Raw genomic sequence first — 19,633 nt, forward strand, 5'->3', positions numbered from 1 at the left:
AGAGCTAGACGCTGCCCGCCGCTACCGCCTGCGCCCCGGCAATCAGGCCCTTCAGCTCGTCGCAGCGCCGCATGAGCCGTGAAGAGTCGACTTTCTTCGCAATCGCGAGCGCGGTGCCGAGCTCCAGCTCAGCGCCGGAACGATCGCCCATCCTGATGAGCAGCGCCGCGAGCGACAGCCGGGCGTCAGCGACATTGATCGGCGAGCCGATCTCGTTCCAGTGCGAGCATGCGATCTGCAGCTCCCGGGCAGCCTCGGCGGGGCGCTCTTCCTGCATGAAAAGCTCCGCTTTGGCTTCCGCGGTCAGCGCCTGGATGGAGGCCATTGGCCAGCGCTGCGGCTGGGTCTCCAATTCGGCGATCACCTCCTTCGCCCGCTCGCGCCGATTGGTCCGCGCCGCCACCTTGGCGAGCGTGGCGAGGACCATGCCTCGCCGCTGCAAGGTCGGCCAGCCATTGCCCACCAGGGAACGTTCGAGAGCGCTGAAAGCGGCCTCCGCCTGCCCTTGCTCCAGTTGCAGTAGCGCAAGTCCGGGCTGCGGATCCCAGCCTGCTGCGTGCGATGCGCGGTAGGCCGTTTCGGCTTCCGTGAATTCTCCGGCCGCCAGGTGAATGTCGCCCAGCACGCGCAAGGCGTCGCCGGTCGCCCAGGGCGCGTCGAGTGCGAGCTGGTCGAGTGCCGCGCGCACAAGCGCTTCCGCCTCCTTCAGCGTGCCATGAACGCCGAGCACTTCGGCGCGATGCAGCCGGCACGAGCCCGAAAGGTCTTCCAGCCCGTGTCCCCTGCACCAATCTTCGTAGCCGAGCGTCCATTGGTTGGCGCGCGACCAGTCGCCGAAATTCCGGCAAGCCCACAGAATGTTGCAATAGAGGATCCCGCCGACGACCGGGTCGACATCGCTGGACAGGCCGAGCGCGGCGGCAAGGTCCTGATCCTCCTGCCCGGCTTTGGTTTCACCGAGACACAGCTTGAAGAAGCCGCGATAGATAAGGCCGAGCGACTCCACCACCGGATCGTCGAGGTGCCTGCCGACCGCGAAGGCTTGCTCAGCCAGCGCAAGCGCCTGTTCCGGCTCGGCTTCCGCGCCCATGATGCGCGCCCCCATCCAGCACCAGAGACCGTGCTCCCTGCTGTCGGAAGCGGTATCGATCAACTGCGCGGCGCGCTTGTGCCAGCCCTTGGCGACGGCAAGCTCGCCTCTCTCGAGATGGATCCTGGCGAGGGTGATTGCGGGGGAAGCCGCGCGCAGTCGCTCGCCGGCCACGCCGTAAGCCGTCACCGCGCGCGCCAGAAGCGGAATGGCTTCGGCCGGCCGGCCCATGCATTCCAGCGCCAGCGCCCATTCCTCGAGATCGGCCGTCAGCAGCTCGTCGGCGGCATCCGCCTGCGTGAAAGAGGCCGCGGCGTCATGCCATTTCCTCGCTGCAACGGCAGCCCGCGCCGACAGAATTGGCAGGCCGGGGATCGAGGGCCTGCCGCCCCCATCAGCCGGCGCCGGCCTGGTTTGCAAGGCGGCCGGCTGATCGAGGCAAATCCGGTAGCCGAAGCGGGGCAGGTTGCGCAGCGCCGTCTCCATGCCGCCCTGGCGAAGGATGCCGCGGGCAAGGCTCGCGACGCGCTGCAGCGAAGCCTCGGTCACCGTCACGTCGGGCCACAGCCTCTCAAGCAATTCGTCCTTGCTCAAGGCGCGCTCCTGATGGCGCAGCAGGACGGCGAAGAAATCGAAGACCAGGGGCTGCACCTCGATCTCGCTTCCGGCGAGGTGAAGGGCGCGGGACTCCTCATTGAGTTCGAAGTCGCCGAAGCAATAAATTCCCATCGGCAGCAATCCCTGTAACGGCAATAGGCAAAGGATCAGAATAAGATAAGGGCGGCGTAAGGACTGTTGGCCGCCGCTTTCGTAATTCTCCGTCTGCCTGGCGGGCCAAGCTGCAGTTTAGCTCAGCGGCCCCCGGGATGTCACGGGCACCGACCTGGTCGGGCGCCCGGTGGCATTTGAACCCAGATCAAGGAGATTATGATATGCAGAAATACATCATCGAACGCGAGATTCCCAAGGTCGGCACCTTCGAGCGCGAGCAGCTTCGCGATGCGTCCAAGGCCTCAAATGCCGTTCTGGCCGAGCTTGGCCCCGACATCCAGTGGGTCGAATCCTTCGTGGCGGACGACAAGACCTTTTGCGTCTATCTCGCCAAGGACGAGGCGATCATCCAGCGTCATGCCAAGATGAGCGGCTTCCCGGCAACGAAGATCACGCAGGTCAAGCGCCTGTTCGATCCGACGACGGCTTACGCCGCAGCCTGACGGGGAGGATCGATCGTGAAGCGCTTTGCCGAAATTGTCCTTGCCGTCGGCGCCTCCGCGCTGTTTTGCGGCACCGCGGTCGCCCACGACATGCCCGATCCGGTGCTCAACCGGTCTCGGGAGATGGCGGCCAAGTATCTCGACATCGAGGTCGCCAAGGCGGACGGCTATCGGCAACTGTTCGAATGCACGACGCATGACCAGCACGGAACGATGGGCGTCCACTTCATCCATCCCGAGCGGGCCGGCGACGGCAGGCTCGTGCTCGGCGAGCCAGATGTGCTGACCTACGAGCCGGAGGCCGATGGCTCGATGCAGCTCGTCGGCATGGAATACATCGTCTTCGAAAAGGACTGGAAGGGCAAAGGTGTACCCGAATTCCTCGGCCGCACCCTGCAGCGCAAGACGACGGTGGGAGTCCATCCGGTGGACCCGTATTACGAGCTCCATGTCTGGCACTGGCGGCACAACCCGGCCGGCATGTTCGCCGACTGGAACCCTTATGTGAGCTGCGAGCACGACCGGTCCTGACACGCGCAGCGTCTTCGGGAGGGCCTGCACGGCCCTCCCGATCCTTTCGTTCAAACAAGAGGAAGATGATCATGCCATCCCTTCGCATGGGAATGAAGCCCGTCGCCCGCTCATCCGTTAACGGGCGTTTCTTCGCGACAGCCGTCGAAATATGCCGTTCCGGCCTGCGCGTCCTCGCGCGGATGGTCCGCATTCGCAGGGATCGCGCCTGGCTGGACGAGTTGCCGGACTACCTGTTGCGCGACATCGGTATCGAACGCTTGGAAATATCGTCGGTCACCAGGTACGGCGGCAAGACCGATCGCGACGGAATGTGGAATTGAGGACCAAGGTCTTTTGCCGACGGCACGTCTCTCTGCTGCGCCGGTCGAACCGGTCTCTCCAAAACCGTCGACACGCCGGACAAGCGCTGCTAGAAGCCCGCGCCACAGACAGGATTCCAGAAATTGGCAGAAGACATCGAACAGGCGGTATCGCGCCGCCGCACCTTCGCGATCATCGCGCACCCTGACGCCGGCAAGACCACGCTCACCGAAAAGCTGCTGCTGTTCGGCGGCGCCATCCAGCTCGCCGGCGAGGTCAAGGCCAAGAAGGATCGCATCCAGACGCGGTCCGACTGGATGAAGATCGAGCGCGAGCGCGGCATCTCGGTCGTTACCTCGGTGATGACCTTCGAATATGACGACAACGTCTTCAACCTGCTCGACACGCCCGGCCACGAGGATTTCGCCGACGACACTTATCGCACGCTGTCGGCGGTGGATTCGGCGGTCATGGTCATCGACGCCGCCAAGGGCATCGAGCCGCGCACGCTGAAATTGTTCGAGGTCTGTCGGCTGCGCGACATTCCGATCATAACCTTCGTCAACAAGATGGACCGCGAGAGCCGCGATCCGTTCGAAATTCTCGACGAGATCGAGCAGAAGCTGGCGCTGGACACCGCGCCGGTCACTTGGCCGATCGGCCGCGGCAGGACCTTTTCCGGCACCTACCACCTGGCGCTGAATGCGGTGCGCAAGGGCGACGCGGAAAAGGAGCGCACGCCGGTCAACGGACCCGATTCCAACCGCGTCGCCGGCCTTTTGCCCGAAAACGAGCGCGAGGCCTTCATCGAGGAACTGGAACTCGCGCGGGAGGCTTGTCGCCCGCTCGACGTGGAAGCCTTTCGCGAAGGCCACCTGACGCCGGTCTATTTCGGCTCGGCGTTGCGCAATTACGGCGTGCGCGACCTGATCGAGGCGCTCGGCGCCTACGGCCCGCCGCCGCGCGCCCAGGAAGCCGACGAGCGAACGGTCGAGGCGACGGAGGAGAAGATGACCTCCTTCGTCTTCAAGATCCAGGCCAACATGGATCCGAACCACCGCGACCGCATCGCCTTCGTGCGCGTCTGCTCGGGCAAGCTTGAGCGCGGCATGAAGGCCAAGCTGGTGCGCACCGGCAAGCCGATGAGCCTGTCGGCGCCGCAGTTCTTCTTCGCCCGCACCCGCGTCACCGCCGACGAGGCCTTCGCCGGCGACGTCGTCGGCATCCCCAACCACGGCACCCTGCGCATCGGCGACACGCTGACCGAAGGCGAGGAGATCCTGTTCCGCGGCGTGCCGAACTTCGCGCCCGAAATCCTGCGCCGCGTGCGCCTCGGCGACGCAATGAAGGCCAAGAAGCTGAAGGAAGCGCTGCACCAGATGGCCGAGGAAGGCGTCGTGCAGCTGTTCTCGCCCGAGGACGGCTCGCCGGCGATCGTCGGCGTCGTCGGCGCGCTGCAGCTCGACGTTCTGAAGGAACGGCTGAACATCGAATACACGCTGCCGGTTGATTTCGAGATGTCGCGTTTCTCGATCTGCCGCTGGATTTCGGCCGACGACAAGGCGGAAGTCCAGCGTTTCATCGAGGCGCATCGGGGCGACATTGCCCGCGACCTCGACAACGATCCGGTCTTTCTCGCCCAGCACGCCTTCTCGCTGAACTACGAAGCCGAGCGTTGGAAAGCGATCCGCTTCACCGCGGTCAAGGATTACCAGGTGCGTGATAAGGCGGCGTGAGTGTTTTTCCCTTCCCCCTTGTGGGGGAAGGTGGCCGCGGAGCGGCCGGATGAGGGGTGTTCCAGGGAACACCGACGTCTCATTCCGCTGGAACACCCCTCATCCGTCTCGGCGCTGCGCGCCGATCCACCTTCTCCCACAAGGGGAGAAGGTAAAGGGCGCTCACCCCTTCGCCGCTTCCTCGATCTTGGCGATGTCGATCTTGCCCATCTGCATCATCGCGGACATCACGCGGCCGGCTTTCTCGCGGTCCGGATCCTGAAGCAGCCGCGGCAGTTGCTCCGGCACGACCTGCCAGGAAACCCCGAACTTGTCCTTCAGCCAGCTGCAGCGTCCCGGTTCGCCGCCTTCGGTGAGCCTGGTCCAGAAATGATCCACCTCTTCCTGCGTCTTGCAGTCGATCGACAGCGAGATCGCTTCGGTGAACTTGTATTGCGGCCCGCCGTTGAGGGCTTGGAACTGCACGCCGTCGAGCTCGAACGAGGCGACCAGCACCTGGCCTTCCTGGGGATGGCCCTTGGGCCAGCGCGTCACGCTCAGCACCTTCGAATTCTTGAAGATGGAGATGTAGTGGTTCATGGCCTCCTCGGCCTGATCGTCGAACCACAGGAAGGTGGTGATCTTCTGCATGCCTTGCTCCTCGGGCTTCATGTTGGCTTCGTCGTCAAACGGTTCGGTGGCGATTTCGTGCCATTTCGATGCCGTCTGCCTCAAGGACGCTTCAGCGAAGCGTCATCCGACAGCGGCAGCAAAAATTTCCTGAAAAGCGCAAATTTGCCGAAGCATGCTGGCGCAGCGCAAAATGGTGGTCATGCCGGAACATGGCCGCTATAACCGCTGCCGACTAAATTCGAGCGCCGCCCGCCGCGCATCGGTGTGGCCAGCCAGCAAGGACAATCGAATGCCCGCCTATCGTTCCCGCACCACCACCCATGGCCGCAACATGGCCGGCGCTCGCGGCCTCTGGCGCGCCACCGGCATGAAGGATTCGGACTTCGGTAAGCCGATCATCGCGGTGGTCAATTCCTTCACCCAGTTCGTGCCGGGCCATGTCCATCTGAAGGATCTCGGCCAGCTCGTCGCGCGCGAGATCGAGAAGGCTGGCGGCGTCGCCAAGGAGTTCAATACCATCGCGGTCGACGACGGCATCGCTATGGGTCACGACGGCATGCTCTATTCGCTGCCGTCGCGCGAGCTGATCGCCGATTCCGTCGAATATATGGTCAACGCGCATTGCGCCGACGCCATGGTCTGCATCTCCAACTGCGACAAGATCACCCCCGGCATGCTGATGGCCTCGCTGCGCCTCAATATCCCGACCGTCTTCGTTTCCGGCGGTCCGATGGAGGCCGGGAAGGTGGTGCTGGCCGGCAAGGCGCAGGCGCTCGATCTGGTCGACGCCATGGTCGCGGCCGCCGACGACACGATCTCCGATGAGGACGTCAAGGTCATCGAGCGCTCGGCCTGCCCGACCTGCGGCTCGTGTTCCGGCATGTTCACCGCCAATTCGATGAACTGCCTGACCGAGGCGCTGGGTCTGTCGCTGCCGGGCAACGGCTCGACCTTGGCCACCCATGCCGACCGCAAGCGCCTGTTCGTCGAGGCCGGCCATCTCATCGTCGATCTCGCCCAGCGCTATTACGAGCAGGACGACGAAACGGCACTGCCGCGCAGCATCGCCTCCAAGGGTGCCTTCGAGAACGCTATGGCGCTCGATATCGCCATGGGCGGTTCGACCAACACGGTGCTGCATATCCTTGCCGCCGCGCATGAAGGAGAGGTCGACTTCACCATGGAGGACATCGACCGGCTGTCGCGCAAGGTGCCGGTGCTCTGCAAGGTGGCGCCGGCCAAGTCCGACGTGCACATGGAGGACGTCCACCGCGCCGGCGGCATCATGGCCATTCTTGGCCAGCTCGACCAGGCCGGCCTGATCAACCGCGACCTGCCGACCGTCCATGCCGCCACCCTCGGCGAGGCCCTTGACCACTGGGATATTTCACGCACCTCTGCCGAAAATGTCCGCGACTTCTTCCTCGCCGCTCCCGGCGGCGTGCCGACCCAGGTCGCTTTTAGCCAGGACCGCCGCTGGGACGAGCTCGATCTCGACCGTGAGAAGGGCGTCATCCGTTCGGCCAGGACGCCGTTCTCGAAAGATGGCGGTCTTGCCGTCTTGAAGGGCAATCTGGCGCTCGACGGCTGCATCGTGAAGACTGCCGGCGTGGATGAGTCCATCCTGAAATTCACCGGCCCGGCCCGCGTCTTCGAAAGCCAGGACGCCTCGGTCAAGGCGATCCTCGGTAACGAGATCAAGGCCGGCGACATCGTCGTCATCCGCTACGAGGGACCGCGCGGCGGCCCCGGCATGCAGGAGATGCTCTACCCGACCAGCTACCTGAAGTCGAAGGGCCTCGGCAAAGCCTGCGCGCTGATCACCGACGGCCGCTTCTCCGGCGGCACGTCGGGCCTTTCCATTGGCCACGTCTCGCCGGAAGCCGCCGAAGGCGGCGCCATCGGCCTGGTCCAGGAAGGCGACACGATCGAGATCGACATACCCAACCGCAAGATCAATCTCGCCGTCAGCGAGGCCGAGCTCGATACGCGCCGCAAGGCGATGGCGGCCAAGGGCACCGATGCCTGGAAGCCGGCCGAGAAGCGCAAGCGCAAGGTGACGACGGCATTGCGTGCCTATGCGGCTTTCGCCACCAGCGCCGACAAGGGCGCGGTCAGGAAGGTGCCGGAATAAGGAGCGCTTCCCCTTCTCCCCTTGGTGGATCGGCGCGCAGCGCCGAGACGGATGAGGGGTGCTCCAGCGGAGCGAGACGCTCGCAAATTCCGACTGGATGAACACGCCACCAAGCCGGAACACCCCTCATCCGTCGCCTTCGGCGACACCTTCTCCCGCAAGGGGAGAAGGAGAGGCGCTGCGTCACGGCATCAGCTGATATTCATAAAGCTTCTGGTAGAGCCCGCCCTGCTTGAGCAGCGTCTTGTGCGGGCCGCTTTCCACTACCTTGCCCTTTTCCAGCACCACGATCGTGTCGGCCTGGTGCACGGTCGACAGCCGGTGCGCGATCACGATCGTCGTGCGCCCGACGGTAAGCTGCTGCAGCGCGTCGCGGAACAGCGCTTCCGATTCAGCATCGAGCGCGCTGGTCGCCTCGTCGAGCAGCAGGATCTCGGCGTTGCGCAGCATGGCGCGCGCGATCGAAATGCGCTGGCGCTGGCCCCCGGACAACAGCGAGCCGTTCTCGCCGACCTCCGTATCGTAACCCTTGGTCATGGCGCTGATGAAGTCATGCGCGTTGGCGGCCTTGGCGGCGGCGATCACCTCTTCGTCGGTCGCGTCCTCGCGGCCGAGGCGGATGTTGTGCATGACCGTGCCGGCAAACAGGAACGTGTCCTGGCTGACATAGGCGATCTTGCTTCTGAGCGAATCGAGCGTCGCGAACGAGATATCCTGGCCGTCGAACATCACCTTGCCGGTCTGCGGATCATACATGCGCATGATCAGGTTCAGGATCGTCGACTTGCCGCTGCCCGACGGTCCGACCAGCGCCGTCATCTTGCCGGCGTCAAGCGTCAGGTTGAATCCTTCGAACACCGGAGGGCTTTCCGGATAGGCGAAGGTGACATTGTCGAAGCGGATTTCGCCCGGACCGGGTTGCAGCGGCGTGGCGCCGGGTTTCTCGGCCAGCGTCAGCGGCCGGTCGGCGAGCTGGAACATCATGCGCACGCCGACGATGCCCGTCTCCAGCGAGATGCGGACGCGGGCCAGGCGCTTTGCCGGCTCATAGGCCAGCAGCAGCGCGGCGATGAAGGCCATGATGTTGCCCGGCATCTGGCCGCCCTGCAGCACCAGCAGGCCGCTGACCAGCACGGCGCCGGCAATCGCCAGCCCGGCCAGGGTTTCCATCACCGGGCTGGTGGCGGCTTCCAGCGTGGCGATGTTGTTGGCACGGGTTTCGACGTCCGACACCGCCTTGTGCATGCGCTTGCGCATAGCGGCTTCGAGATTGAAGGATTTGACGACCCGCACGCCGATCGCCGTTTCCTGCATCACATGCACGATCTGGCCGAGCGAGATGAATTCCATCGCCGCGATCTTGCGGACGCGTCTCAGGATGCGGTTGACGCCGTAGATCGCCACCGGTCCGACGACGAAGCAGATCAGCGACAGCGCCGGCTGTTGCCAGACCATGACCATCACCAGCACAACCAACGTCACCAGGTCTCGCACATAGGACGTGACGACGAGGTCGAGCACGCTGCGCGCCGCCTGCGCGTTGTTGGTCATGCGGGTGATCAGGTCGGAAGACGAGGTCGAATGGTAGAATTCGATGCCTTGCGCCAGGATCCGGTCATAGATCTTGCGCTGCCGGTCGGCAATGATGGCATTGCCGACGCGGCTCATGAAATAGGTCTGGACGAAAGTCGCGATGCCCTTGAGAACAAAGATCGCGGCCACACCCCCGGCAATCAGGTTGACGCGGTCTATCCGCTTATAGACCACGAACTCGTTGGTGATTTCGCGCAGGATCCAGGCGCTTGCCCCCGTCATGAGGGCGACCACCAGCATCGACAATATGGCCGCGCCATAGCCGAACTTATGGTCATGGAAGGATTCTCTTACCAGCCTCGCGATGAGGCGTTGGTTTTCCGTCGAGCGGAAGAAGCGAAACAACGGCCGATCCTATGGCTGGCTGTGAGAAATTCGGATTCGCCACAAGGGCGCGTGGCGGCTTATAGAGCGAGTTGAGGCCGGATGGAACCTTTCGCCGTCGAGGGAAAGAAAAGGCTGCGGCAGGCTGTCTTTTCGGTCACGATAGCAGCCGATTCTGGTATTGGGGACGACGACAGATGGATTTCGACTTGATCGTGCGCGGCGGCACGCTGCCGGATGGCAGGATTGCCGACATAGGGATTGCGGGCGAGACCATCGTCGCGATCGAACCAAAGCTCCAGGGTTCGGCGCCGGCCGAAATCGACGCGAGCGGCAATCTCGTCTCGCCGCCTTTCGTTGATCCGCATTTCCATATGGACGCCACGCTCTCCTACGGCATTCCGCGCATCAATGCGTCGGGCACGCTGCTCGAGGGCATCGCGCTCTGGGGCGAGATGAAGCCGCTTTTGACGCATGAGGCCGTGCGCGAGCGCGCGCTCGCCTATTGCGATTGGGCCGTCTCGATGGGCCTGCTCGCCATCCGCAGCCATGTCGATGTCTGCGACGACCGGCTGCTCGCAGTCGAAGCCCTGCTCGACGTCAAGAAAACCGTCGCGCCTTATATCGACCTGCAACTGGTCGCGTTTCCGCAGGACGGCCTCTACCGCTCGCCCAATGCTCGTGAAAACACCATCCGCGCGCTCGACATGGGCGTCGACATCGTCGGCGGCATCCCGCATTTCGAGCGCACCATGGCCGAGGGCGCCCGCTCGGTGACGGAGCTTTGCGAGATCGCGGCCAAACGCGGCCTGATGGTCGACATGCATTGCGACGAGACCGACGATCCGCTGTCACGCCATATCGAGCAGCTGGCCTATGAAACGCAGCGCCTTGGGTTGCAGGGCAGGGTGGCCGGCTCGCACCTCACATCGATGCATTCGATGGACAATTATTACGTCTCGAAGCTTTTGCCGCTCATCGCCGAGGCCGGTGTATCGGCAATCCCCAATCCGCTGATCAACATCATGCTGCAGGGGCGCCACGACACCTTCCCGAAGCGGCGCGGCCTGACCCGGGTCAAGGAGATGCAGGCGCTCGGCATCCGCGTCGGCTGGGGCCAGGATTGCGTGCTCGATCCCTGGTACTCGCTGGGCACCGCCGACATGCTCGACGTCGCCTTCATGGGCCTGCATGTCGCGCAGATGTCGAGCCCGGCCGACATGGCGCGCTGCTTCGACATGGTGACCAACGTCAACGCCGCCATCATGGGGCTCGATCATCTGGGCCTTGCCGTCGGCAAGCGGGCGAGCCTCGTCGTGCTCGATGCCGGCAATGCGATCGAGGCCGTGCGCCTGCGCCCCGAGCGCCTTTGCGTCATCGCCAGGGGCAAGGTGGCGGCTGAGCGGACGAAGCAGGAAACACGGCTGTCGATCGCGGGACGGCCAGCGCAGGTGAACCGGCGGCATAAGGCGGGCTAGAACCAGCCGATTTCCGCCGCTGGTCTTACCGATGCTCCGGATTTCCCTCGTCAAACCGGCGGCATGCGGCTAGGGAGCGGCATGGCCTTGCTCGCCCGAAATTTCACGATCAGGAACATGTTGCTCGCCGGCATCCTGTTGATGCTGGCCGGCGACTTCATGTTCGCGCTGAACGACGCGATGGGCAAATGGCTGGTCGCCTCCTTTTCAGTCGGGCAGGTGGTGCTGATCCGCTCGATCGGCGCCTTCATCGTGCTGGGCCCGATGATCGCCAACCAGGGCACGGCCAGGCTGTTTCACATGGACCGGCCGGTTTTGCAGTTCCTGCGTGTCGTGGCCACCACCGCCGATACCGGGCTTTTCTACGCCGCGGTCGTCTACCTGCCGCTGGCCGACGTGATGAGCTTCTATATGGCCGGCCCGATCTATGTCGCGGCGCTGTCGCACCTCTTGCTTGGCGAAAAGGTCGGCTGGCGGCGCTGGCTGGCAATCCTGGTCGGCTTCTGCGGCGTGCTGATCATTTTGAAGCCGTCTTCGGCCGCCTTCTCGCTGTCGTCGGCCTTCGCGCTGGTGGGCAGCATCGCCTTCGGCTTCGCCATCATCCTCGGCCGCCTCCTGCGCGGCACCAGCGACACGACCTTGGTCACCTGGCAGACGATCGGCACGCTGATCGTCGGCGGCCTGCTCACCATCGGCGCCTGGCGCACGCCGTCGGCGCTCGATTTCGGCGCCATGCTACTACTCGGCGTCGTCTCCTGCGCCGCGCATCTGATGATCACGAGGGCGCTGAAGCTGGCGCCGGCCTCGACGCTGGCGCCGCTGCACTACAGCCTGCTTCTGTGGGCGGTGGTCTTCGGACTGGCCTTCTTCGGCGACATGCCCGGCCCGCGCATTCTCGTCGGTGCCGCCATCGTCGTGCTTGCCGGCATGTTCATCTTCCATCGCCAGAAGGTGGTGGAGACCGAGGTGCCGCCGGAGAACGTGCCGAAGGGCGTGAATTAATGCATGTCGCGCAAAAGTGTGCAGCGGCTTTGCGATAACGACATGTATGAAAACAAAAGCTTGAAGGCTTGGCTTTTCCGGTGCCTAACCCGCGCGCACGGCGGCGAGATGCCGCGAAAATTCCGCGGTCTCCATCAGCGCCTTGCAGCGGGCAAAGCGACCGTCGGCATAGGCGCGGAAATCGTCGGCCGGATTGTCGTTGGCGAGCTGGATCAGTCCCCAGAGCGTCCAGAGCAGGTCGCACATCGCCTTGTAGATGACGATACGTCCGCGCGCCGCCGGCCTCGCCTCGCCGCCGAAATAGGCGCGCATCAGTTCCTCGTCCTGGGCCGCATCGAACCTGCCCTCGACCGAAAGGTCGCCGAGGTCCCACAGCGGATCGTTCATGCCGGAATATTCCCAGTCGACGATCCACATCCGCTCGCCCGTATCAAGGAAATTTTCGCACAGCGGATCGCAATGGCAGGCGGCGAGCGGGATAGGGTGCGCGGCAAGCGCGGCGCGCACCGCGCCTGCCTCGCGCACCACGTCGTGATAGCCGGCGGGCAGCGCCACGTCCTTCGTCGATAAGACCTTGAGATAGTCGTCGATCATCGCGAACAATTCGAAACGGAAGGGGAACACCGCGCCCGAAGCATGCAGCTTGCGGAAGGCGTAGCCCGCTCGCGCGGGGCTGCCCGACCGCGCCTTGAATTTCTCCGGCGACATCGTCTCGGCGCCGGCGATAAAGCGCGTCGCCATCAGGCCGGACGCCGGATCGGCATAAAGCACCTCGGGGCTGACTCCGGCCTTGGCCGCCTCGCGCGCCGCCACCGCCTCGTTGGCGCGGTTGATATATTCTTCCGTGCCCTTGCCGGGAATGCGCAGACACGCTTCGCCGGCCCGGTAGACCTTGTTGGTCAGGCCGGCCAAACGCTCCAGCGGCCCGTCATAGCCTGCCAGCGCCGGAATGGCGGCCAACGCGGCGCGCGCCTCGTCCATCGTCATCCCCTTTACCATCACACGATGTTTTACAGCGGAACGGTTCCACAGTTTTTGCCGCTTGGCTACCATTGCGCATACGAATCGGCGGCGGGAGCAGAAATGGCGGACGGCAAGCACAGCGGCTCGCTAAGCGCGGCCTACGCCGCCAAGCGGCCTGAGGAAGTGGCTGCGATCTATGACAGCTGGTCCGAGACCTATGATGCCGACATGTCGGCCGCCGGCTATCGCCACCCGACGATCTGCCTGGCGCTGCTTGCCAGGCACCTGCCGCGCGGCGCCGAACCCTTGCTCGATGCCGGCGCCGGCACTGGCCTGATCGGCGAATGGCTGGCCATCACCGGCTATCCGAAGGTCGAGGCGCTCGACATCTCGCAAGGCATGCTGGACAAGGCCGGCGCCAAGGGCGTCTACAGTGCGCTGCATCGCCTGGCGATGGGCGACGCTTTGCCCTTCGCCGACGGCGTCTATGCCGGCATTGTTTCGGCGGGCGTCTTCACTTCGGGCCATGTCGGGATCGAGGGGCTGGACGAGTTGATCCGCATCTGCCGTCCAGGCGGGATCATCGTGCTGACCGTCAAGAACACGCTGTGGCAATCAGGCTTCGCCGAGCGCATTGCCGGACTTGAGGCTCAGGGCAGGTTGAAGCGCGTCGAGGAAACGGCGCCTTATGCCTCGATGCCGGGCGAGTCCGATACCGTGCCGAGCAGGGGGCTTGTGCTGCGCGTCAACTGACCGTTTCGTCGATCAGGCCTTAATCCTTGCCCCGGCCGGATCGTACATCGGCTCGAGATGGATCTTTGCCGGCGTGCGCTCCATCGCCACGACTAGCTCATAGTCGCCCGAGGCCAGAAAATCGTCGCTGACGCCGTCGGCATTGCGCACATAGCCGTAGCCGATATTCTTGCCCACCGTGTAGCCGTAGCCGCCGCTGGTCAGGTAACCGACCGGGTCGCCATTGCGCAGGATCGTCTCGCGTCCGACCAGCACGATCTCCGGGTCGTCAACCGTGAAGCCGGCAAAGCGTTTCATCGGCGGCTTGCCGGCTGCCTTCTCCAGCGCCCGGCGTCCGACGAAGTCGGTATTCTTGCGAAGCTTCACGGCCCAGCCGAGCCCCGCCTCCTGCGGCATATCGTTCGGCGTGATGTCGGAACCCCAGGCGCGATAGCCCTTCTCCAGTCGCAGCGATTCCAGCGCCCGGTAGCCGACCGGGCGAATGCCATGCGCATTGCCCGCCGCCATCAGCGCATCGAAAACCTCGCCGGTGGCGGCGATCGGCACATGCAGCTCCCAGCCCAGTTCCCCGACATAGGTGACGCGCAGCGCCCTCACGCTATGGCCGGCAATCTGGATTTCGCGGGCATGGCCGAAGGGGAAGGCGGCGTTCGAGACATCGGCGTCCGTCACCGCCGACAGCACGTCGCGGGCGCGGGGTCCCATCAGCGACAGCGTGCCGAAATCCTCCGTGACGTCGGTCAGTCTGGCATCCAGCCCGGGGCCGATATGATCGCCGATCCAGGACAGGTCATGCGTGCGGAAGCCGGTGCCGGTGACGATGTAGAACCGGTCCTCGTCGAGCCGCGACACGGTAAGGTCTGCCTCGATGCCGCCGCGCGTGTTGAGCAGCTGCGTGTAGGTCAGCCGTCCGACCGGCTTGTCGACGTCGTTGGCGCAGATCCAGTCGAGCGCCTTCAGCGCGTCAGTGCCGGTCAGCTCGTATTTGGCGAAGGAGGACTGGTCGAAGATGCCGACCTTCTCGCGCACATGACGGTGCTCGTCGCCGACCGGGCCGAACCAGTTCTGGCGGCCCATCGAATAGACGTCCTCGGCGGCCGCGCCATCCGGCGCGAACCAGTTCGGCCGCTCCCAGCCAAGCTTGGAGCCGAACACGGCGCGATGCGTCTTCAGCCGCTCATAGAGCGGCGAGACGATGCGTGGCCGCCCGGACAGATATTCCTCGTGCGGGAAGCCGATCGCGTAGTGCTTGCCATAGGCCTCCAGCGTGCGGTCGCGGACCCAGTCGCGGTCACGGTGCAGGCCGGAGAAGCGGCGGATGTCGACCACCCACAGGTCGAGCGGCGCCTCGCCGTCGGCCACCCATTGCGCCAGCACCCAGCCGGCGCCGCCGCCGGACGCTATGCCGAAGGCGTTGAAGCCGGCGCCGACGAACATGTTGGCGCATTCGGGCGCTGCGCCGAGGATGAAGTTGCCGTCCGGCGTGAAACTCTCCGATCCGTTGATCATCTGCTTGACGCCGGCGGTTTGCAGCGCCGGAACGCGCGCGATAGCCTGGGCCATGTGCTGCTCGAAATGATCGTAGTCGTCGTCGAAGAGACGGAACTCCCAGTCGTTCGGGACATCGTCGCCGGGAAGTCCGGTTGCCCAGGCCTGCGGGTTGGGCTCATAGCCCCCCATCACCAGCCCGCCGACCTCTTCCTTGAAATAGGTGCGGCGGTCGGGGTCGCGGATTGTCGGCGCGTTGGTCGCCAGGCCCGCAATCTTTTCAGTGATGATGTACTGGTGCTTGACCGGCTGCAGCGGCACGTTGATGCCGGCCATCGCGCCGACCTGCCTTGCCCATTGTCCGGCGCAGTTCACCACCTTGTCGCAGGCGATGTCGCCCTGTGAAGTCTTCACCGCCGTGATGCGGCCGTCCTTCATCGTAAAGCCTGTGACGCGCACGCCCTCGAACAGTTTCGCGCCATGCATGCGCGCGCCCTTGGCGAGCGACTGGGCGATGTCGGAGGGGCTCGCCTGCCCATCGGTCGGCAGCCAGGAAGCGCCGACAAGGTCGCTTGTCTCCATCAGCGGCCACATGCGCTTCACTTCCGCCGGCGACAGCAGCTGCATGTCCATGCCGAAGCTTTTGGCCGTGGTCGCCAGCCGCTTGAACTCGGTCCAGCGGTCGGCATTCGTCGCCAGCCGCAGACAGCCGGTCATCTTCCAGCCGGTCGCCAGTCCCGTCTCGGCCTCCAGCCCCTTGTAGAGCTCGACCGAATATTTGAGCACGCGCGTGATCGAGGCCGAGGAGCGCAGCTGCCCGACCAGGCCGGCGGCGTGCCAGGTCGAGCCCGAGGTCAGCTTGCCCTGCTCGAGCAGCACCACGTCCGTCCTATGGTCGCGCGCCAGGTGGTAGGCAGTGGAACAGCCGATGATGCCGCCGCCGATGACGACGATTTCGGCATGGCTGGGCAAGGTCATGATCTGGTTCCGTATTTCGTCCGGTAGTTGTCCAGCGCCGCGTCGAGCCGGACGAGGTTTTCCTCGCTATAGGCGACATAGTCGATGCCGGGCGCGTCGAGATAAAGCTCGGACACCATGCTCCACATCGCTTCGCGCAGCAGCGAGGCGCATTGCATGGCGGCATGCGAGCGGCGGATTTCGCCGTCCGGCTCCTTCATGAAATAGGCGGTCATGAAGGCGAAGGATTCGTCATCGCTCAGGCCGGCGTTCGAGGCGGCGCCGGCGAGGTCGAACATTGCCGTGTTGAAGCCGGCATACTCGAAGTCGATCAGCCACAGCCGCTTGCCGTCGTCGAGGATGTTAGCTGGCAAAAGGTCGTTATGGCCGAAGACGATCGGCAGCAGTTTTTGCGCCCGCTCGAGCTCGTCCGCCAGGGCCAGATAACGTGGCAGCTCGCTCTTCTTGCGGCTGCCGCCCTCGTCCAGCGTGCGCGCATAGTCGCGTATGACGTGGAACACCCAGAACATGAAACCTGCGCCGGAGACATGCTTCGGCATCTCGCGGTGAAAGCCGCGCAGCAGCGCGGCCACGCGGCCGAGATTGGCCCGCACATCCTCTCCCAGGAGGGTCTTGGCGCCGAGAAATTCCGTCACCAGGATGCCGGGCTCGGCATAATGCACGGCCGGCGCGAAGCCCGCTGCATGCGCGGCCCGCGCGGTCATCACCTCGCGTTCGCGAAAGACATGGTGGAACGGGAAGTCCTGGCCGAAGCGCACGACATGCCGCCCGGCCGCATCGGTGACGACATAATTGGCGTTGCTGAGGCCGCCCGGCAGCGGCTCGATCTCGATGCCGCCGTTCCAGCACGGCAAGGCGCGGATGCGGTCTTCGGCACTCACAGCTTCGCTCCGGCCTCAGCCGGCCCCGCGGACAACAACGATGGAACGAAACAAAAAAGCCTCGTCGGTGCGAGACGCCAGGATCGGTATCCCGCACCGCACCGACGAGCCCCTTGGCCAGGTATGATATCCCGGCATCCGCCCCCGCGGATTCGATAAAAGCTCGCGCCTGGCTGGTTCCAGGCGATCTGGTCACTAGGTTGCGGCTCTGCCATCACCCTCCCGCGGCAGTTCCGAGCCTGTCACAAGGTCAATGTCACGCCAGCGTGGCAGCGCTGTCAATCCAAAAGCTGTGACCTTTTTTGGGTGTTTTGCCCGAAAATATAAGCGACTTCTTTCAAAGCGTCGGCAAAGCCTTAAATTCGGTCAGAATTCCCGGACACACCGATGATCCATTCGAAACGGCACGGCGAAATCCTGCGGCTCCTCAGCGAGGAGGGCACGATCACCATAGCCAGCCTCGCCGAGCGGCTCGGCGTCTCGCTGGAAACCGTGCGGCGCGACGTCAAGCCACTCGCCGATGACGGCTCGGTGCTGAAGATGCATGGTGCCGTTGGCCTTTCCTCGATGCTGGGCGAGGCGCCGTTCGAGCGGCGCATGCGCGAAAATGCCGAAGCCAAGCGCCTGATCGCCAGGATGGTCGCGGCTACGATCCGCGATGGCGAGGCGATCATGCTCGATACCGGCACGACCACCTCCTTCCTGGCGCGCGAGCTGCTCGGCCATCGCCGGCTGACGGTGGTCACCAATTCCTCCGACATTGCCCGCACGCTGGCGACGGTGAACGGCAACAAGGTCTATATGGCGGGCGGCGAGCTGCGCAGCGATTCAGGCGCGGCTTTCGGCATTTCGGCGATCGAGTTCGTCAGCCGCTTTTCGGTCGATCATGCGGTGATCTCGATCGGAGCCGTCGATGCGGCCGCCGGCCTGACCGACTATGATCTGGACGAGGCGGAGTTCGCCCGCATGGTGCTGTCGCGCGGCCAGCGCTCGCTGGTCGTCACCGATCATTCCAAGTTCGGCCGCCAGGGACTGGTCCGGGTCTGCGGCTTCGATGGCTTTTCCGAGCTTGCCACCGACCAGCCGCCGCCGCGCGACATAGCCGCCGCGCTGAGTCAGGCCGGCGCCCGGGTCAGTATCGCCGCGGCCTGACGTCGCCCAAGGGATAAGAGCCTAGCCGAACACCAGCGACTGGTGCGCCGCAACCCCGGCCATCGCGCCGCCCGACACCGCGAAGGCGATGTTGTGCATGAGGCGCGCGGCGTCTCCTGCCGCGAAGACGCCAGGCAACGATGTCTGCTGCTTGTCGTCCACGACGACCGCCTTGCCGAACGGGCCTTCGTTGAAGGCGCAGCCAAGCTGCTCGGCAAGCGGACTTGCCATCACGTTGCGCGGCGCGGTGAACAGCGCCCGCACGCTCGCGCTGCGATTGCCGTCGAGCCTGATGAGCAGACCGTCGGACCCGTTCTGCACTTCGCTCACCTTGCCCGGCTCGAACCGGATGTTGCGCTTCTCCAACGCCCTTGCCTGGTCCGCATCCGGTTCGAACAAACCGTCGGCGAACAGCGTGACATCGCCCCAGTCGGAGATCAGCTCGGCCTGGTGCAGCGACATCGGTCCAGTCGCCAGCACGCCGAGCGGCCCGCCGGCCACCTCGTAGCCGTGGCAATAAGGACAATGCAGCACCGTCTTGCCCCAATGCGCGGCCAGTCCGGGAACGTCCGGCAGGATGTCCCGGACGCCGGTGGCGAGCACCAGCCGCGTCGCGCCGAAACCCTCGCCGTCGTCCATCCGGACCTCGAAGCCGGTGTCGGTGATTGCCGCCCGCTCGGCGCGGCCCTCGATCACCGTGACGGCGGGATAGGCGAGCAGCTGTGCCCTGGCCTCGCCGAGAATGTCCGCCGGCGCCCGTCCGTCCTGGCCGAAGAAGCCGTGCGAATGTTCGGCAAATCGATTCCGCGGCTCGCCGGCATCGATCACCAGCACCTTGCGCCGCCCGCGCGCCGCATACATGGCGGCGGACAGGCCGGCAAAGCTGCCGCCGACGACGATCACATCATACTGCATGGCTGGATACTCCAATGAGGTCATAACGGCGGCGGAAATCGGCCGTCAGGTCGGCCAGCGTGATATGGCTGAGCCGCTCAGTGAGCAGCCTTTCCGCCTCCAGGCGAAAATCGTCGAGCACGGCGATCACCGCCTGCTCGACTAGGCATCCGGGACTTTCCGGTTCGGTGCTGAACGGCAACAGCGTCTCGCCGAGCGCGCCGCTGATCTCGGCCAGCGAGATCTTGTCCGGCGCGCGGCCGAGCTGCCAGCCGCCGCCATGGCCGCGCGACGAGGTGACGATGCCAGCCTCCCGCAGCCCGGCAATGGTGCGGCGCACCACAACCGGATTGGTGTGGATGAAGCCGGCAAGCTCTTCGGAGGTCAGCGCTCGCTCGGGAGCGTCGGCCATATGGACGAGGATATGCAGGGTCGAGGACAGTCGGCTGTTGCGTTTCATGTAACTTAGTTAGTTACGAATCGGAAGGTGGTCAAGTTTCGGAGCTT

General features: G+C 64.7%; 17 protein-coding genes. 9 read left to right on the plus strand and 8 right to left on the minus strand.

The features are described 5' to 3' along the window. Positions 1–4 precede the first annotated feature (4 nt). A complete protein-coding gene (locus tag LB552_RS05630) occupies positions 5–1,819 on the minus strand; it encodes a winged helix-turn-helix domain-containing protein (protein WP_224602622.1) in 1,815 nt (604 codons plus the stop codon). Between the two features lie 203 nt (positions 1,820–2,022). Between LB552_RS05630 and LB552_RS05635 the strand changes: the two genes are divergently transcribed. From LB552_RS05635 to LB552_RS05650, 4 genes are all read left to right on the plus strand, one after another. Further along, positions 2,023–2,304, plus strand: coding sequence for a DUF4242 domain-containing protein (locus LB552_RS05635; protein WP_067003570.1), 282 nt, complete (start codon positions 2,023–2,025; stop codon positions 2,302–2,304). Between the two features lie 15 nt (positions 2,305–2,319). Continuing rightward, the gene (locus LB552_RS05640; RefSeq protein WP_224602625.1) at positions 2,320–2,835 is read left to right on the plus strand and encodes a hypothetical protein; all 516 of its coding nucleotides are present in this window, start codon (positions 2,320–2,322) and stop codon (positions 2,833–2,835) included. A 65-nt stretch (positions 2,836–2,900) separates the two neighbouring features. Next, positions 2,901–3,158, plus strand: a complete 258-nt coding sequence (locus tag LB552_RS05645; RefSeq protein WP_224602626.1) for a DUF1127 domain-containing protein — start codon at positions 2,901–2,903, stop codon at positions 3,156–3,158. A 123-nt stretch (positions 3,159–3,281) separates the two neighbouring features. Next, positions 3,282–4,874 (plus strand): peptide chain release factor 3, encoded by a 1,593-nt coding sequence (locus LB552_RS05650; protein ID WP_140843934.1) that lies wholly within the window; start codon positions 3,282–3,284, stop codon positions 4,872–4,874. A 162-nt stretch (positions 4,875–5,036) separates the two neighbouring features. Here LB552_RS05650 and LB552_RS05655 read toward each other — a convergent pair whose 3' ends face one another. Continuing rightward, positions 5,037–5,504 (minus strand): VOC family protein, encoded by a 468-nt coding sequence (locus LB552_RS05655; RefSeq protein ID WP_140843932.1) that lies wholly within the window; start codon positions 5,502–5,504, stop codon positions 5,037–5,039. Between the two features lie 271 nt (positions 5,505–5,775). Here LB552_RS05655 and ilvD point away from each other — a divergent pair, with 271 nt between their 5' ends. After that, positions 5,776–7,620, plus strand: a complete 1,845-nt coding sequence (gene ilvD, locus LB552_RS05660) for a dihydroxy-acid dehydratase (protein WP_224602628.1) — start codon at positions 5,776–5,778, stop codon at positions 7,618–7,620. Positions 7,621–7,803: 183 nt separating this feature from the next. Here ilvD and LB552_RS05665 read toward each other — a convergent pair whose 3' ends face one another. Beyond that, a complete protein-coding gene (locus tag LB552_RS05665; protein WP_224602630.1) occupies positions 7,804–9,558 on the minus strand; it encodes an ABC transporter ATP-binding protein in 1,755 nt (584 codons plus the stop codon). 176 nt (positions 9,559–9,734) lie between these two features. Between LB552_RS05665 and LB552_RS05670 the strand changes: the two genes are divergently transcribed. Next, positions 9,735–11,015 (plus strand): amidohydrolase family protein, encoded by a 1,281-nt coding sequence (locus tag LB552_RS05670; protein ID WP_224602632.1) that lies wholly within the window; start codon positions 9,735–9,737, stop codon positions 11,013–11,015. 81 nt (positions 11,016–11,096) lie between these two features. Next, positions 11,097–12,017 (plus strand): DMT family transporter, encoded by a 921-nt coding sequence (locus LB552_RS05675; RefSeq protein ID WP_224602634.1) that lies wholly within the window; start codon positions 11,097–11,099, stop codon positions 12,015–12,017. 84 nt (positions 12,018–12,101) lie between these two features. On the opposite strand, the gene LB552_RS05680 is transcribed toward LB552_RS05675, so the two are convergent. After that, positions 12,102–13,004, minus strand: coding sequence for a phosphotransferase family protein (locus tag LB552_RS05680; protein WP_224602636.1), 903 nt, complete (start codon positions 13,002–13,004; stop codon positions 12,102–12,104). Between the two features lie 96 nt (positions 13,005–13,100). Between LB552_RS05680 and LB552_RS05685 the strand changes: the two genes are divergently transcribed. Then, positions 13,101–13,733, plus strand: a complete 633-nt coding sequence (locus tag LB552_RS05685) for a class I SAM-dependent DNA methyltransferase (protein WP_224602638.1) — start codon at positions 13,101–13,103, stop codon at positions 13,731–13,733. Positions 13,734–13,745: 12 nt separating this feature from the next. Here LB552_RS05685 and LB552_RS05690 read toward each other — a convergent pair whose 3' ends face one another. Both LB552_RS05690 and LB552_RS05695 read right to left on the minus strand, forming a co-directional pair. Beyond that, positions 13,746–16,199, minus strand: coding sequence for an FAD-dependent oxidoreductase (locus LB552_RS05690; RefSeq protein WP_224602640.1), 2,454 nt, complete (start codon positions 16,197–16,199; stop codon positions 13,746–13,748). Next, positions 16,196–17,080, minus strand: coding sequence for a phosphotransferase (locus LB552_RS05695; RefSeq protein ID WP_224602643.1), 885 nt, complete (start codon positions 17,078–17,080; stop codon positions 16,196–16,198). Before LB552_RS05695 ends, LB552_RS05690 begins: the two co-directional genes overlap by 4 nt. Positions 17,081–17,467: 387 nt before the next feature. Here LB552_RS05695 and LB552_RS05700 point away from each other — a divergent pair, with 387 nt between their 5' ends. Beyond that, the gene (locus LB552_RS05700; protein WP_224602645.1) at positions 17,468–18,232 is read left to right on the plus strand and encodes a DeoR/GlpR family DNA-binding transcription regulator; all 765 of its coding nucleotides are present in this window, start codon (positions 17,468–17,470) and stop codon (positions 18,230–18,232) included. Positions 18,233–18,253: 21 nt separating this feature from the next. Here the strand turns inward: LB552_RS05700 and LB552_RS05705 are convergent, their stop codons facing one another. Together LB552_RS05705 and LB552_RS05710 are read right to left on the minus strand one after the other, a co-directional pair. Continuing rightward, entirely contained in the window at positions 18,254–19,147 is an 894-nt protein-coding gene (locus LB552_RS05705; protein WP_224602647.1) for an NAD(P)/FAD-dependent oxidoreductase, read from the minus strand. Further along, positions 19,137–19,586: an RrF2 family transcriptional regulator gene (locus LB552_RS05710; RefSeq protein WP_224602649.1), complete on the minus strand. Its 450-nt coding sequence runs from the start codon at positions 19,584–19,586 to the stop codon at positions 19,137–19,139. Before LB552_RS05710 ends, LB552_RS05705 begins: the two co-directional genes overlap by 11 nt. Positions 19,587–19,633 lie beyond the last annotated feature (47 nt).

Source organism: Mesorhizobium sp. CA7 (genome assembly GCF_020165015.1).
Lineage (GTDB): Bacteria > Pseudomonadota > Alphaproteobacteria > Rhizobiales > Rhizobiaceae > Mesorhizobium.

Coding starts and splice junctions, on each gene's coding strand:
- LB552_RS05630 (WP_224602622.1), bottom strand. CDS start 1,819: ATGGGAATTTATTGCTTCGGCGACTTCGAACTCAATGAGGAGTCCCGC.
- LB552_RS05635 (WP_067003570.1), top strand. CDS start 2,023: ATGCAGAAATACATCATCGAACGCGAGATTCCCAAGGTCGGCACCTTC.
- LB552_RS05645 (WP_224602626.1), top strand. CDS start 2,901: ATGATCATGCCATCCCTTCGCATGGGAATGAAGCCCGTCGCCCGCTCA.
- LB552_RS05655 (WP_140843932.1), bottom strand. CDS start 5,504: ATGCAGAAGATCACCACCTTCCTGTGGTTCGACGATCAGGCCGAGGAG.
- ilvD (WP_224602628.1), top strand. CDS start 5,776: ATGCCCGCCTATCGTTCCCGCACCACCACCCATGGCCGCAACATGGCC.
- LB552_RS05670 (WP_224602632.1), top strand. CDS start 9,735: ATGGATTTCGACTTGATCGTGCGCGGCGGCACGCTGCCGGATGGCAGG.
- LB552_RS05675 (WP_224602634.1), top strand. CDS start 11,097: ATGGCCTTGCTCGCCCGAAATTTCACGATCAGGAACATGTTGCTCGCC.
- LB552_RS05680 (WP_224602636.1), bottom strand. CDS start 13,004: ATGACGATGGACGAGGCGCGCGCCGCGTTGGCCGCCATTCCGGCGCTG.
- LB552_RS05685 (WP_224602638.1), top strand. CDS start 13,101: ATGGCGGACGGCAAGCACAGCGGCTCGCTAAGCGCGGCCTACGCCGCC.
- LB552_RS05690 (WP_224602640.1), bottom strand. CDS start 16,199: ATGACCTTGCCCAGCCATGCCGAAATCGTCGTCATCGGCGGCGGCATC.
- LB552_RS05700 (WP_224602645.1), top strand. CDS start 17,468: ATGATCCATTCGAAACGGCACGGCGAAATCCTGCGGCTCCTCAGCGAG.
- LB552_RS05705 (WP_224602647.1), bottom strand. CDS start 19,147: ATGCAGTATGATGTGATCGTCGTCGGCGGCAGCTTTGCCGGCCTGTCC.
- LB552_RS05710 (WP_224602649.1), bottom strand. CDS start 19,586: ATGAAACGCAACAGCCGACTGTCCTCGACCCTGCATATCCTCGTCCAT.